This window comes from Ruegeria sp. YTSA075 (assembly GCF_059610245.1).
This window is the reverse complement of record NZ_JBXWNG010000009.1, coordinates 68952-84019: the sequence shown is the minus strand read 5'-3', so window position 1 is coordinate 84019 and position 15068 is coordinate 68952. Positions and strand designations below refer to the sequence as shown.

Here is a 15068-nt window from a genome sequence, read left to right as displayed (position 1 = left end):
GGAATGGGACGTTGGGTTCTTGCAGGGCCTGAATGAGCGGCCGGGTAACGTTGTCACGGATCGGTTCGTAAAGAAAAACCCCGCGCCTTGTGGGCGCGGGGCTTATCTACGTTTCTTCCGAAGCTTAATTCCCAGCCGTCACCGACCCGATGGACCAGAACATGGTCTCGCCCGAGGCGTCATCAACGCCGTCATTGTCGGTCATGACAAACGCTTCGCCCGAGGGCAGGATGGCCAGACCTTCGATTTTGTCCAGAACATAGCCCCCGGTTGATGTCAGGTCGGGCAACAGGTCGCGGACCTCTTCCTTGCTGACAACAGGCAGTTCGCCGCCCAGCGGGGCTGGGGTCATGTCAGACAGCGGGATGCGATAGACCTTTTTGGTCACGGCGCGGTGGTCATGCTGGTTGTCGCGTTCGATGACATAGACATGGTCTCCGAATGCCACGATTTCCGATAGACCGACCCAACCTGTGTCCGGGTCCGCTTTGGGATAGTGCACAGCACCCCATGCCTTGGTGTCCAGATTATAGGCAACCAGCTTCACGTGGTTTTCCGGGTCGTCCTTCCATTCGCGCTGAACGGCCATCCACAGGGTGTCGCCCACCTTGGTGATGCCCTCAAAGCCAAAGCGCTTTTCGACGGCCATCAGTTCCGGTGGCAGACCGATTTCACCCTTGCGGTCCTTGATCAGGCCATCCGCCGAGACGTGATAGATCGCGTGCGGGATAACGCGGTCGGTGCGACCTTCGGAGGCGACATAGAAACCGCCTTTACCGTCCAGTGTGATGCCTTCCATATCGATCTTCTGCGCCGGGTTGCCGTCCTGACGATGCACGCGGATCACATCCACGATGCGCGCCGGGGTTTGGCTGGGGTCGATCTTGAAGATCGAGGGCTGGAAGCCATAGAAGCTGTCATTGACCGCATAGATCATGCCGTCTTCATCCGCCACCAGACCGGACAGGGCGCCCCATCCGATCAGCTCATCCGCGCCTTCGGACGTCAAATGCGGATAGTTGGCAGGCGCCTCCTGATACTCAAAGATCGACACATGCGCGCGCGGGCCGCCATCTTCGATCAGGTCTTTTTCATTGGCGGAAACCAGCAGGTTGCGATCCGGGATAGCCACATAACCTTCCGGGCCGACACCCGAGGGCAGCAGCTGTTTGAGCACCGGGTTGGCCGGATCGGTGGCATCATAGACACCCACGACCGAGGCGCGCTCGGCCCCGACAAAGATCATTGGCGTGCCGCCAAAGGTCGCCGCGGTCACGCTTTCAGGCTCCACGCCTTTGCTGTCCGAGCGTTTGTCGGGATAGTGGCCGATCTGGATGATCGCCTTTTCGAAATCGGTGCCGTTTTCGTAAACAACGGTGCCGTCCTTGTGGAAGATGGTCCAGCCACGCGAGCCACCTTCGTAATCACCTTCATTGGCAGTGGCGAAGTGATTGTCATCGATCCATTTCACCGCGTCCGGCTCGCGCAGGCGACCTGCCTGGCTTTCGGTGAAGATCAGCGCGCCGCGCTCATCCGTGGCGTCGATGTCTTGCAGATCCACACTGCCTGCCGAGAAGTGGCTGATCACGGTGCCATCTTTGTCGACAACCGCGATGTGATTGTTTTCCTGCAGCGTGATGACGGTTTCGCCCAAACCGTTGATATCCACAAACTCCGGCTCGGGATCGGTTGGGGCTACATCGGCCAGACCGGTCAGGTCGGTCACTTTCATGCCAGCGCAATCCAGCGCGCTGTCCTTGACCGGCACCATCACCAAGTTACCCGCAGGCAACTGTGGGATCACGCCGTCGTTCAGGTCTTCGTCACGCTCGTTTTCGATCGCTACGGAGACAAAGCTGCCATCGGGGGCGATGGCGACGCTGTCGGGCTGACCGCCCAGATCACAAGCGCCGGTTTCCGTCTTGCCAGCGATATCAACCGAGATCAGCTTGCCCGAAGGGGCGGTGTAGCTTTCCGATGTGTTCACGCCCACGAAAGCTGTCGCATCAACGATCCCAACCGAGGTTGGTTCGCCACCTACCTCCATCGCACCCAGCGGCGCGGGTTTTGCGGGGTCGGTGATGTCGACCATGCCGATCGCACCCAGCGGGCTGTCGGTGTAAACCAGCGTCATACCATCGGCGGTAGCCGCAATGATCTCGGGCGAGGTTTCGCGGGTGGTATCCGCGCCTTCGGCCATGTTCTTGACGACCGGGAAAGATGCAATTCGGTTGAAATTCATTTCTGCCATGGCCTGACCGGCGGTCAGGGCCAATGCAGATGTCAGGCAGACAAAGCGCAATGACATCGGTAGATATCCCCTCTTGATTGGACATCAGAGGGATGGCCGCCGTTGATTGCGTTTTTGTGACGATTTAGATTCAGTTTAGTGACAAGCGCGTTAAGACTGGCCACCGCACGAGAACGATGGCCAGGTCAAATCAGACCGACAGGCAGATGTATTTCATCTCAAGGTAGTCTTCCATGCCGTGATGGCTGCCTTCGCGGCCCAGACCGGATTGCTTGACGCCGCCGAACGGGCCCAGCTCGGTCGAGATGATGCCGGTGTTCACGCCCACGATGCCGTACTCAAGCGCCTCAGCCACTTTGTAGACGCGGCTCAGGTCTTTGGCATAGAAATAGGAGGCCAGACCAAAGATCGTGTCATTGGCCATCGCAATTACGTCATCTTCATCCTCGAACTTGAACAGCGGGGCCAGCGGGCCAAAGGTTTCGTCCTGTGCCACCATCATGTCCTGAGTTACACCAGTCACGATGGTCGGCTGGAAGAAGGTGCCACCCAAGTCATGGGGCAGGCCGCCGGTCAGAACGGCGCCGCCCTTGTCGGTGACGTCCTTGATATGCTCTTCGACCTTTGCCACCGCATCGGCGTTGATCAGCGGGCCCGTTGTGGTGCCTTCGGTCAGACCGTCGCCAACTTTCAGCGCTTCGGTGGCCGCTTTCAGCTTGGCGGCAAACTCATCATAGACACCGGCCTGCACATAGATGCGGTTGGCACACACGCAGGTCTGGCCGTTGTTGCGGAATTTGCACATCATCGCGCCTTCGACAGCGGCATCCAGATCCGCATCGTCAAACACAATGAACGGCGCGTTGCCGCCCAGTTCCATCGAGCACTTCATCACCTGATCCGCCGCCTGCCGCAGCAAGATGCGCCCCACTTCGGTCGAGCCGGTAAAGGTCAGCTTGCGCACGCCGGGGTTTTCGCAAAACTCCTTGCCGATCTCGCTGGCGCTGGAGGAAGGAACGACATTGAACACGCCAGCCGGGATGCCGGCCTGTTCGGCCAGCAATGCCAGAACCAGCGCCGAAAGGGGCGTTTCCGCCGCCGGGCGCGCGACAAAAGCGCAACCTGCAGCCAAAGCCGGGCCTGCCTTGCGCGTGATCATCGCATTCGGGAAGTTCCAAGGCGTGATCGACGCGGCCACGCCAATGGGTTGCTTCAGCACCATGATCCGTTTGTCGCGCTGATGGCCCGGTATGGTCTCACCATGGACCCGCTTGGCTTCTTCGCCGAAGAACTCGATGAAGGATGCGCCATAGGCGATCTCACCCACAGCTTCAGCCAGTGGTTTCCCTTGCTCGGCTGTCAGAATCTTGCCCAGATCCTCGGCGTTTTCCGTCATCAGATCGAACCAGCGCCGCAGGATCACGGCGCGTTCCTTGCCAGTCAGCTTGGCCCACTCCTTTTGCGCGACCTCAGCCTGCGCAATCGCCCCAGCAACCTGAGCGCGGCTGACATCCGCAACCTCGGCCACCACATCGCCGCGTGCGGGGTTGGTGACAGCGAAGGTGCCATCGTCCCCATCCACCCACTGCCCGCCAATATAGGCTTTGGTCACCAACAGGTCAGGGTTTTTCAGGATGGATTTTAGATCGGTTGTTGCGTCCAGCATGGGTCAGCCTCCGGCAGGTCTAGTGTTGCGCGCACTCAATCAGGTGGGGTGAGCATTGTCTATGTCCACTATGGCCATCGGATCAATCCAGATTTGATCAAATTACAGTCGTTGCCCGGCAGCTTCGGACCTATCTTTTTCGTTGCGAGTTTGCCAAAGTCGGGTGGAAATTTGGACCCAAAGGGATGTAAATGACCGTAACATTCCCTATCTTATTGGGTAATTAGATAAAAAAGGGACAGCAGAGATGTCGAACCAGCAATTTGAAGCGCTGATTGAAGAAACGCAAAGCAAAGTGCGCGAAAGCCAGTCGCAGATCCAGAATTTGACTTCACGGATCGAAGCGGCCCGCGCCAAGATCGGCACGGCCGAGGCGGATATCGACATCGAAAACGCCACGCTTGAGGATGTGCATGCTCACACTGAGGTGATGAACGCCAATATCGCCGAGCTGATCATGGGTTTGGACGATGTCACCAGTGCGTTTTCCAAGGATTTCGACGATATGCGTTCGAAAACCGGATGGGAATCGTTTGTCGGTGTCTTCTCTAAGGGCAAATCTGAGTCGATGCGGCAAGAGCGGATGCGCACGGCCAATATCGATGACAAGTTGCAGGACCTGATCGCCAAATCCGATGTGATCGTGAAGCTGCTGGAAGGCCAGCTTTCTGTGCTGGAAGAGCAGCGTGTGAAGGTCGAGGACAACCTGACTGGTACACTGGACGATCGCGAGGCGACCGTGGCCGAGTTGGAGGCGTTGCGCGCCGAAATTCAGGGCATGGATCCGACGATCATCACGCTGGAAAACAAGATCAGCGTCGAACAGGACGCCGCCGCGCGGACCCAGCTGGAAACCGAACTGGCCGAGCTGAACAAGCAATACAACGCCAAGGTTCAGGAAGAGCAGGTCAAGCTGGCCAAGTCGCAGACGCTGGAGCGGTACATCGAAAAGGGCAAGACCTGGGTCGATTCACTGCAGAACCAGGCGGCGACGCAGATGGTGCTGATCAACAAACTGCAAACAGACACGCAACAGCGCGTGGTGCTGTATGACGCCCTGACCAAATCGCTGAAAACCGCGCAGCAGCAGGACGTGGCCCACCGCATCAACGAGATCGGCGTGCAAACGGACCAGGAGGCGCAAACCGCCATGGCCGCCATCGGCACCGCGACCAACCAGAAGATGGCCGACATGCTTGAGGCGCATGAGGACCACATGGTCTTTGCCCGCGACGTGCTGGAGAAAAAGGCCAAGGCGGATGAACGCTTTGCCCGCCGGTTCGCCTCGATTGTCGATAAGCATGATAAGAATTTGTATGGGTCTTAATGCTGTTTGGTTTCAAGAACCCGTATCGGGCGACTCGAATAAAGAGCCTCAAGGAACTTGACCCAAGCTTTAAGCCCAGATGGTTCAAGATTTGCTTTGGAGCAGTCCTGTCGTGCTTTCCCTTTGCCTTTTTGGCTGTGATTGGCAGTGAACTAGAGGTGCATTGGCTTACGTTGCTGAGCATGCTGGGAATGATTTTCGCGGCGTCGACAACATTCCTAGTTTGTTTTGTCCCCTTCGTGCTCGCCTTCTTTGGGTACTGGTGGCCATGGTTAGGCCTGAAATCTGCTCAACTGGATAGTTGGCTGCAACGCGATCTGGATTTGGGTGGAATGAAATGACTAATCCTAACCAAGACCATATCGGTCTGACCGACACCTTCGCCTCGCGCCGCTATTTCCGCAAATTCGAGGTGATCACCGTCCACCTCCTGCGCGTGGCCGCGACGATGGAGGCGGAAGGCGCGATTTCGAAACAAGAGGTGCGGATCGTGTCGCGCTACCTCTCGGGGCTGCTCTACACCTTCCGCGCGCTCTCCATGAAGTATCTGCTGGTCGGGCGCGATACGGGGCGGTTCTTTGGCAGCCTCGCCATGGACAAACGTGACAGCGGGTTTCCGGTGGCGGCCGAGTTGCTGACCATGGCCAATGACGCGCAGCAGGCGCAGGTGCATCTGGCAAACATGCCCTTGGAAGACGACCTGAAAACCGACATGGTGCGAACGATCATTGGCGATCAGGAAATTCCCACCAAGCTGCAATTTGCGCTGTCCCAAAGGTTCTATTATGAGGAACTGTTGAAGGGTCAGCTGTTCTGGGCCCGTAATGATCCCGAGTGCCACTGGATCGGAAATGAGGGGGACCGACGCAAATTCCTGATCCACTGGGCGGTCTATGACAGCCAGATCAACCTGCCCGTCATCTATCTGATGCAGCTTGAGGACAGCGGCAAAACTGCCCTGCCCAAGGATCAGCGCCGCTGGCCCGAGGTTCAGGCGCATCTGATGGCGCAAGCGCTGGGTGGGTTGAAACTGGTGACGATTGCCAAAGGCTTCGATCAGGATTTCGACGACCTGCATCCCAAACACCTGCGCCGCATCCATGTGGGTCCGATGTATTCCTCGGCCTATACCGAGCAATCCGGCCCCCTGCGGCAGGTGCTGGAGGACGCGCAATCTCCGCAAGGTCAGGATTGGGCACTGGCCTGGACCACCGAAGAACTGGAAAGCGAAGAGGTGATCGAAGAGCGCTCCGGGTGGTTCTCGACCGTTGAGCGCGAGATTTTTGCGCTGGACCCGTTCGGCGGGCAGGGGGCCGAGACCGGGGCCACGCGCACTCAGCGCTCGATCATCCTGCCCCAGCGTCCGTTTCAGGTGCTGGCCGAGCGCAACCCGCCGGGTTTTGCCGATGTGCGCAAGTTCGTCGTCAGCAAGACCGGGCAGGTGTTGAGATATTGAATTTTTCGCCTCCGGCGGGAGTATTTTTTGAAAAGATGAAGCAAGGGCGGTTATTGAGATGAGTTTGACGTCAGATCAGATGGAATTGCGCGAAGACGAAATTCGCAAGCATTATCCCGCAGCAACCGCCTTGCTGAACGGGTTCGAACACGCGCCGCGGATTGCCAAAGCCCAGGAAGCAACTGTTGAACGCTCGCCGGGTATATCAACCGGGCGTCGCTTTCGGTCGACGACTCCGGGGTTAGTGACACGCCGAACTGCGCGGGCGGATGGGGTGCATCTGGTGGAGCGGATCGAGGCCTCGGACGACGGGGATGTGTTGGTTTCTCCACCACAAGCGACCACGCAGCAAGCGATCAGGCGCGCGATTGCGATCTCACTGGCCGTTGCTGAGGCTTATGCGGAACAGACCCCGCTGGCCGACCTGAAACGCGCCAATCTGGCCGGGGATTTGCCTGTTGCGCGCAAGACCGAGTTTTCGAATCTGCTGACGGCGGAGGCTCTGATCACGTTGCACACGTTCGGCAATGCGTTGGCCTATCTGATCTCCTCGCATCTGGGAGAGACCACCGTCGATATCGGCGAGATTGAAGAGGTCCTGACCGACAATGGCCAGCTTGCGTTACACGGAGCCTTGTGGGAGCTGGACCAGATGCTGGCCAAACACGCGCCCGATGACGCCCATCTGATCGCGGCCACCAGCGCCTATGCCGAGCAACTGATGGAGAAGTCAGCCCTGCGCGCCCAATCCGCAGGCGATCTGGCCCCGTTCCAAAACGCGGCCTGGCATATTGAGGCCGATGATCTGACCATCCGGGGGTTTGAACCCGCCTCCAAAGCCAAATCCACCACCTTGACCATGACGTTCAAGAAACCGAACGAGGTGGTGGGTAACCATATCGCCAAGTATCAGGCGATGAAGCTGGCCAAGATGGTGATGGCCTATGATTTCGACCGCCGCCTGAACCCGTTCGCGGAACTTGGCGGGTTCATCTTTACCTTCATGGGGGATGGCAAGCCGGGCACCGGCAAGACCACCCTGATCCAGATGATGGCCGGGCTGATCAACGACTATTGTCAGAATGCGGGCTATCCGTTCCGCTATCAGAACCTGAGCACCGACAATATCGACAGCTATCAGGGCAAATCCGGCCAGAATGCCAAGGCGTTTATCAACACGATCATCGACCCCTCGGTCATCGGCTTTGGCACCATCGACGACATTGACCAACTGGCAGGTAAACGCGGCGACCGGCAGTCCTCGGCCGGGCAGTTGGAAATCACCGCCGTGCTGATGGAGAGCTTTGCGGGCGCCAACACCGTTGTGCGCGGCAACTGCACCTTTGGCATGTTCTCGAACTACCCCGAGAATGTGGACGACGCCTTGCGCCAACGGGCCGGTGCGCGGTTCCTGGTGGACGGGCCGCAAACGCGTGAGGATTACGTCGACATCCTGCACCTGCTGATGGGCCGCAACCACGACATCCCGTTGGGTGAGCACGAGGCTTATGCCGCGCAGGAGATCAAAAAGGCCGTCGCCGCCAGTTTTGAAAGCCATTCCCGCCCGCATGAGGAAGCATTGTTGCAGGTCTATGACCGTGTTTCAGGCAATATCGGCCAGATGGACACCATCGCCAAGCTGGGCACCTACCTCAAGGCGATCCAGCAGGCGGATGAGCGCTTTACCGGTCGCGCGATCAAGAACATCACCGACGCGGTCAAGGTCCGCGCGATGGATTTCGAATTGCCCGACGAATGGATGGAAAACCCCGACCTGTTCCTGTTCCGCGACTACGACACCAAGAAGGCCATGATCGAGGAGCTGCGCCAGCCGATCACAGTCGACATGGTGATGCAGGAGATCAACCGCTACGCCGACAGCGAATTCCGCTATGCCGACAAGAGCGACGAAGTTGCCATCGAGAACGCCGTCCGCGAGATGGGTCGAATGGAAGAGGCCAAGCGGCGGTATCTGGAGGGGAAGGCGTGAGTTTGGAGTTTCTTACTGCTTGGAATCAATGGATTTCTAGCCATAAGGAGCTGGTAACCCTTGTGGTTGTACCTGTCGTCACGCTTGCCGTGACGGCAATAATTAATCATTCCGCTGATAGGCGTTCAACGGCCGCGGCTAAAGAAGCAGAGCATCGAGCTGCTCAGGAGCGGAGGTTACAACTCGAACTCTCTAGGCGCATGAAACTTGCAGATTTTCGCCAAAATTGGATCGACCAACTGCGAGACGACTTTGCGGTCATATTAGCGTTTGTGCCTGAATATGACGAAAGGGACGGCGCTAAGTTTGCAGAAGTAAACGAGCGAATTCAGAGCGTTCTATTGAGAATGAACCCAAATGAAGATGCACCTAAGGAAATCTTCGAACAACTGCTAAAACTCATCAATGAGAAAGAGAGCGAGAAAGAGAGTATCGCTTTCGATTTAATGAATTTGGTGAACCTATATCTCAAATCTGAGTGGGTCCGTTTGAAAAAAGAGCTGAGCGACTACAAAAACCTAGAGGAAAGCCTTTGATCCGCCTCATCGAAAAAGGCCTGATGTTCGGCAACCTCGTCCACATCTCCAGCCCGGCTCTGGTCGAGCGCTATAACCGCGCGCTGCAGCATCTGGCAGGCAAGACCACGGCGCTGACGGATTTCCATGTCGATATCTCGGGTTATTCGCCGGAGGTGGGGATTGAGCTGGAGGATGAGCTCTACCTCAACCCCAATGGGATCAACCGGCAGTTCATTCTGCTGACGACCGAGCAGAAACGCGCGCCTCTGCTGAACGTCAAATTCTCGACCTCGCGCGATATCCTGCGCGAGTTCATCGAAATGAACGAGGCGCAGCTGTTTGCCCTGACCGCCACCGATGCCGTGGCCGGAGAACTGGTGAACTCGGCTTTCAAACTCACGACCCCTGCGGACCTGCTGAACCTGCGCAAGATCGAGATCGAAGCCGATACCGCAGGCGGCACCCTGCGCAAGGCCGAGCAACTGGCAGGGATGGTCGAGCGGTTCAAGACAAAAGAGGACGCCTGGTTCGACGATGTGTTGATCGCGAAAATGATCGAGACAGCCAAGGAAACCGGCGACGTTACTCGCAACCCTGTTCGCCTGCGTCACACCGCATTCGAGCAGCGCAACTTTTGGACGGCGCATTTCGGTGGCTTGTACCTGTTCCCGGATCTGGATCACCCGGCGGCGATTTGCATGGGCGAAAAGCCCGACGATATGCCGATCAAATATGTCTTTGACCCGTCGCAGCGAAACCAAATAGCCAAATTCCTCAATTACAACGATCTTGTCGAACCCATCGTCAAGGCGCGCGGCGTGGACGCGGCGGCGATCCTTCAACAAAAGATGGATTTCCTGACCGTTGCCGCCGCCGCAGATGCGGATGTTGATCTAACGGGGTTGGATCGCAGCGATATGCGGCGTCTGGCGCGCACCCATGCGGACCGTTTGCCCGATGCCTATCACGGTTTGGCCCAGCTGTTGCGCTGGGCCACTGACGGAGGGCCTTGGCCGCGGATCACCTCGGACCATCCGGCCTATTTCTACACATTGCGCGCGGCGGATACGCCACAGCGTGATCTGGTCAACATGCTGCTGGCTGAATTGGCCCCCCTGGACCCGCGCCAGTTGTTCATCTGTCACAAAGAACTGTTCTACAAAACCTACACGGGCTGGTCGGAACCCAAGAAAGCCTATGTTGCTGATTTCCTTGAGCGCGAGTATCAGGTGGACAAAGCTGGCGCTCGCGCAGCTTTGTTCGGGCATGAACCAGATATGTCGGGCGAGGATCGGGTCAGCGAGGATGTGATTGCGCGGGTTGGGCCTTGGGGCTCGATAAGGAAAGGCTAAGATGTTCGGAGCGATGCGCCTGTTTCTGATCCTGCTGGTGATCCAGACGGTTGCCTATTTTGTGCTGTCTCTCTACTCACGCAGCGCGCGCCGCCGCAAGCTGGAGACCTGGTGGGATGAGAAGGGCAAGCAAGGCAATAAGCAGGCCTTCGTCGAACGCGGTCTGCACGTGTATGACAATTCGTTCCGACGCAAACTGATCTTGGGTGTCTATATAGTGCCGTGGGTGGCGATTGGCGCGCTGATCTATATTGTGAATTATATGTGAGGGTTAGGGCATGGCCTATTTGAAATGGGCATTGATCATCATCTTCTGGGGCACGATTGCGGTGGTCCTGCAGTACTCCCTGCCACAGCGCGATATCGTTTGGATCGTCAATACCTATGAGGAGCGGCAGGATCTGAACGACTGGACCCGTATCTTCTGGTCAGAGCCGGATGATCAATCTACAAGCCTGACCAACCGTGATGTGCAGTTCATTCAGGCCGTACGGGCCAATGGCAAGCCCATTGTTTACCGTAATGAGGACACCGGGTGGGGTTGGCCACCCTACTTCAAGGTCGATACGGCAAACCTTTATACTGAAGCCAACGTTGCGATTTCCGATAAGGATGATCCGGAATGGGTTGCTGTCACACACTATGGTTGGCGCAACGAGTTCATGTCGATCTTCCCCAATGCCATTTCCATCAAACATGTTGATGGCCCAGATGTACGCCTGATCCCATGGTTCAACATCATCTTCCTGACCGTTTTCTTTGCCATTGTCTGGGCAATTTGGGTGCGCTGGCGCAGGTTCCGCCAGCGCCGCATTGACCCGATGTTTGAGAGTGTTGAGGATAGTCTATATGCGGCGGGTGATGCGATTGAGGAACGGAAAAACGGGTTCCGCCGTTGGTTGGATAGCTGGAAATCCAAGTAAGGTGTAGCCCCGTATCACCGCACAATGAACTCTGCGTGAAGCGCTCCGGCGGCTTTGATCGTCTTCAGGATATCGATCATGTCGCGGGGCGACACGCCGAGCGCATTCAGCCCGGCGACAACTTCAGACAAGGTCGTGGCCTCGGGGATTTCAGCCAGGCCTGTGCCCTCTTCTTCCTCGATCCCGGCGACGGTGCGGGGCACCACGACGGTCTCCCCTCGTGCAAACGGGTTGGGTTGAACGGCGATTGGCGCCTCTTCCACGGTCAGGGTCAGATTACCTTGTGAAACCGCAACCCTGGAGATACGAACCTCTTGACCCATGACAATGGTGCCCGATCTCTGATCAACCACCACGCGTGCTTTGGTTTCCGGTTCAACAAGTATGTTTTCAATTCGCCCGAGCGCGTGGGCGGTTGATACCGATTGCGTGGCCGCGATGTTCAGTTCGACCGTGCCGGAATCCCGCATTATAGCCACCGCGCGGTTGAATTCGGCGTTGATCGCAGTTTCGATCCGCCCGGCGGTGGTGAAGTCCGGCTCGCGTAAGGCCAGGCGCATTTGCGTCAGGGCCGAGAGGTCGAAGTCAATTTCTCGCTCGACCCGCGCACCCGACGGGATGACACCAGAGGTTGGAACGCCTTGTACGACTGAGGCGGCATCGCCTTCGGCAACTGCCCCACCTGCCAGAACCGTACCTTGTGCCACAGCGTAGATCTGACCATCCGCCGCATTCAGAGGGGTCATAATCAGGGTTCCGCCAAGCAGGCTGCCGGAATCGCCGATCGCCGAAACGGTTACGTCGATCTGCCCACCAACGCGCGCGAATGGGGGCAGGCTGGCCGTGACCAGAACGGCTGCGACGTTTTTGGGCCTGAAGTCTTCGCCGGTAACGTTGACGCCCAAACGTTCAAGGATGTTGGACATAATCTCTTCGGTAAACGGCGAATTACGCAGGCCGTCGCCAGTACCATTCAGACCAACGACCAAGCCATATCCGACCAGGTCGTTGCCGCGTACACCGTCGAAATCCACAAGGTCCTTCAGCCTGATTGCCCCAGCAGAGGCAAGGCCGGGAAGAAGGAGGATCAAAAGGAAAGCAAGAATTCTCATCTCAGGAAGTTCACCAGTGACAGGTTGGCATTGCGCACCGTAACCGAATAAAGGCTTTCCAGCTGAAACTGGACAGTTTGCAGCTGCGCTGCTGTTTGGTATGGGTCGGCCGCGATCAGGGAATTCCGGCTGTATTCAAAACCCACGCGCGATGCGGCGTTTCGTGTTGCGGCTTGTTCGACCCGGGCCTCAGCCGCGCCGACCTCGGCCCGCAGCTTGACTGTTTCATCTTTTGCGTTGGCCAGATCGACACCCAGCTGTGTGAACAGGCTTGTTCGCAGGGTCGGAGACCACGCCAACGCGTCTTCCGATGCCAGCGCGGCCAGTGCCGTGTCGCGCAAAGCCGCCTTGAACGTAGGATCGGTTGCCGTGATTGGTATGGTAATCCGTTCATTTTCCGAAATTTGCATCGGAGCCAAAGGCGTATCAGAGCCTTGATAGATCACGGCGTCAAAACCGGCCGGATCATTGAACCAGTTCTCAGCTGCTGTGCGGATATCGGTCATCGTCGTCAGACCAGCAAGCTCGGTTTCAAGCGCGCTCAGCAGGGTTTCAGTTGAGGCCAGCGGAGAAACATCGGTTGCCACGCCAGAATACAGGCTGCGCCCGCCGACGCGTGTGTTCAGGGCCGAGATCATCGTATCCAGTTCGTTTCGGGCCTGAACCGATGCCTGCTCGTGTGTGACAGTCTGGTTTGCAGTGCCGAAGGCCAGCAAACTTGCCGACATTTCCCCCAGTGAGGTGTCAAAGGTGGTCAGGCTCTGCTGCATCACGTCTGTAAACAACCCGGCCTCGGATGTTGCGATCTTGTAGGCATCCAGGCGGGCAAGATTGCGATCAAGATCCAGAAGATGCGAAAGATCACCACCAAGATGCCCTGAGACATCCTGAACCTTACCGCTGGACATCTCATAAGACAGTGTTTCGATCTGGGTTTTGATCTCAGAGGCGCGTGTACGTAACGTCATGCCGCGCGCCAGATCACCTATTGCGGTCAGTGTCATGCTTACAACCTCAGTAATGTTTCCATAAGTTCATCAACGACCGTCATCACCCGTGCATTGGCGGAATATGCCTGTTCGATTTGCATCAGGCGCTGCAGTTCCTGATCGGTATCCACGCCCTGTTCGGCTTCGATCTGGGCCATCTGCTGCTGGGCGCCAGTTGCGAAGGTCACGCGCTGCTCGGCGCGATGCGCCTGCGCGCCTGCTTCGGACAGCAACGCTTCGGTCACTTCGGCGGCGCGCAGGTTGCCGGTGCCAAACAAGGAGCCTGGGACAGGTCTTGCGTCGCTCAGTATAGCGCCAAAAGCTTGCAACTGCGTCGAATCGCCTGGGTTGCCGGGGGTGGCTGCGCCGAGACCTGCCCGCAGTCGCCAACTGTCGCCTCCAGCATCCGGATCAACGATCGTATTCAGCGACAGGCGTGCGGCCAGCCCGGTGACCATCGCAGGATCAAACCGGCTGCCATCATCGGTGAACAGCCCCGGATCGGTTGCGGTCGCAGTCGGGTCAAGGCTGGGTGTTTCAAAACGTTCAATCAGATCGCGCGCGACCGTGTCCAATTGAAGCTGGGCTTCAACCGCCAGCTCATCCCGGATGGTAAATTCGGCGGCCAATGCCCCGCCTCGTATTTGTGCCGTATCGCCGCCGGTGCGAATGGGGTTTCCGTTCATTTCCAGGTCCGACAACAGCCCATTGCCAAGTGTCATATGGGGTTTTGTTTCGCCGGTGGTGTTGAAGTCAAACTGTGACGCTTTGCCTTCAAGCAGGATCAGGCCGCCATCGGAATAGAGCGAGACCTGATCGTTGTCGCGTGGGATCACATTGACCGGGATCAGCGTGTTCACCTGATCAATCAGAATCTGGCGTTGATCCTGCAAAGCGCCGATATCACCGCCCGAATTGCGAACGGCTGGGATCTTTGCGTTGAGGTTTTCTATATCCTTCAGCGTCTGGTTCAGGCTTTCCACCTGTGCCCCGATCCGCCGATCTGCATCCGAGCGCGCCTGACGCACGTCTTCCGAGGCGGCATTCAGCTCATTGGCCAGATCGCGGCCCGCGCGGGCAGCCTGGTCAAGCCGTTGCGCAGAATCCGGCAGGCTGGATGCGGTAATCAGGCTGCCGTCAAAGGCCGCAAGTCGGGCGGCCAATGACGTTGCATCATCCGCAGGACCGACAAGGTTTGCGAATTGCGACTGAAACGCCGCCAATGAAGACTGCTGTGCCAGATCCGCGTCGGTGGCGCGCCGATTGGCAACCAAGACCGGGTCTTGATGACGGATCACGCCGACAGCGCGCACCCCATTGCCCGAGATCGGGCTGGTGGTCAGTTCCAGTGACCGGCGCGCGTAGCCGGGCGTGAGCGCATTGGCGACGTTGCCGGATACGACGGCGGCGCCACGGCTGGCCGCAGTCAGACCGCCCAGAGCGTTATGTAAAGCTGTCGACATGTTCATTGCGCCGTTCCCTTT

The 15068-nt window shown here is 57.8% G+C and carries 13 protein-coding genes; 8 read left to right on the top strand and 5 right to left on the bottom strand.

The genetic code is table 11. The annotated features are described in order from the left end of the window. Positions 1-124: 124 nt before the first annotated feature. Both AC2FGE_RS15685 and AC2FGE_RS15680 read right to left on the bottom strand, forming a co-directional pair. A complete protein-coding gene (locus tag AC2FGE_RS15685; protein WP_496820168.1) occupies positions 125-2308 on the bottom strand; it encodes an esterase-like activity of phytase family protein in 2184 nt (727 codons plus the stop codon). 133 nt (positions 2309-2441) lie between these two features. Continuing rightward, positions 2442-3917, bottom strand: coding sequence for an NAD-dependent succinate-semialdehyde dehydrogenase (locus AC2FGE_RS15680; RefSeq protein ID WP_496820167.1), 1476 nt, complete (start codon positions 3915-3917; stop codon positions 2442-2444). Positions 3918-4164: 247 nt separating this feature from the next. Here AC2FGE_RS15680 and AC2FGE_RS15675 point away from each other — a divergent pair, with 247 nt between their 5' ends. Genes AC2FGE_RS15675 through AC2FGE_RS15640 form a run of 8 tightly spaced genes read left to right on the top strand, consistent with a single transcriptional unit; the run spans position 4165 to position 11483 of the window. Further along, a complete protein-coding gene (locus AC2FGE_RS15675) occupies positions 4165-5244 on the top strand; it encodes a hypothetical protein (RefSeq protein ID WP_496820166.1) in 1080 nt (359 codons plus the stop codon). Then, the gene (locus AC2FGE_RS15670; protein WP_496820165.1) at positions 5244-5585 is read left to right on the top strand and encodes a hypothetical protein; all 342 of its coding nucleotides are present in this window, start codon (positions 5244-5246) and stop codon (positions 5583-5585) included. The genes AC2FGE_RS15675 and AC2FGE_RS15670 overlap by 1 nt, the downstream gene beginning before the upstream one ends. Then, positions 5582-6700, top strand: a complete 1119-nt coding sequence (locus AC2FGE_RS15665; protein WP_496820164.1) for a hypothetical protein — start codon at positions 5582-5584, stop codon at positions 6698-6700. Before AC2FGE_RS15670 ends, AC2FGE_RS15665 begins: the two co-directional genes overlap by 4 nt. 58 nt (positions 6701-6758) lie before the next feature. Beyond that, complete coding sequence (locus AC2FGE_RS15660) at positions 6759-8690, top strand: AAA family ATPase (RefSeq protein ID WP_496820163.1); 1932 nt, start codon at positions 6759-6761, stop codon at positions 8688-8690. Beyond that, on the top strand, positions 8687-9226 hold the full coding sequence (locus AC2FGE_RS15655) for a hypothetical protein (protein ID WP_496820162.1): 540 nt from the start codon (positions 8687-8689) through the stop codon (positions 9224-9226). The genes AC2FGE_RS15660 and AC2FGE_RS15655 overlap by 4 nt, the downstream gene beginning before the upstream one ends. Next, on the top strand, positions 9223-10560 hold the full coding sequence (locus AC2FGE_RS15650; RefSeq protein WP_496820161.1) for a DUF6638 family protein: 1338 nt from the start codon (positions 9223-9225) through the stop codon (positions 10558-10560). Before AC2FGE_RS15655 ends, AC2FGE_RS15650 begins: the two co-directional genes overlap by 4 nt. Position 10561: 1 nt before the next feature. Then, complete coding sequence (locus AC2FGE_RS15645; RefSeq protein ID WP_496820160.1) at positions 10562-10828, top strand: hypothetical protein; 267 nt, start codon at positions 10562-10564, stop codon at positions 10826-10828. A gap of 10 nt (positions 10829-10838) precedes the next feature. Further along, positions 10839-11483, top strand: a complete 645-nt coding sequence (locus AC2FGE_RS15640; RefSeq protein ID WP_496820158.1) for a DUF1523 family protein — start codon at positions 10839-10841, stop codon at positions 11481-11483. A 14-nt stretch (positions 11484-11497) separates the two neighbouring features. Here AC2FGE_RS15640 and AC2FGE_RS15635 read toward each other — a convergent pair whose 3' ends face one another. The 3 genes from AC2FGE_RS15635 to flgK are packed head-to-tail and all read right to left on the bottom strand — an operon-like array spanning position 11498 to position 15053. Beyond that, positions 11498-12595, bottom strand: coding sequence for a flagellar basal body P-ring protein FlgI (locus AC2FGE_RS15635; protein WP_496820157.1), 1098 nt, complete (start codon positions 12593-12595; stop codon positions 11498-11500). Next, complete coding sequence (locus tag AC2FGE_RS15630) at positions 12592-13599, bottom strand: flagellin (protein WP_496820156.1); 1008 nt, start codon at positions 13597-13599, stop codon at positions 12592-12594. The genes AC2FGE_RS15635 and AC2FGE_RS15630 overlap by 4 nt, the downstream gene beginning before the upstream one ends. A gap of 2 nt (positions 13600-13601) precedes the next feature. Next, a complete protein-coding gene (gene flgK / locus AC2FGE_RS15625; protein WP_496820155.1) occupies positions 13602-15053 on the bottom strand; it encodes a flagellar hook-associated protein FlgK in 1452 nt (483 codons plus the stop codon). Positions 15054-15068 lie beyond the last annotated feature (15 nt).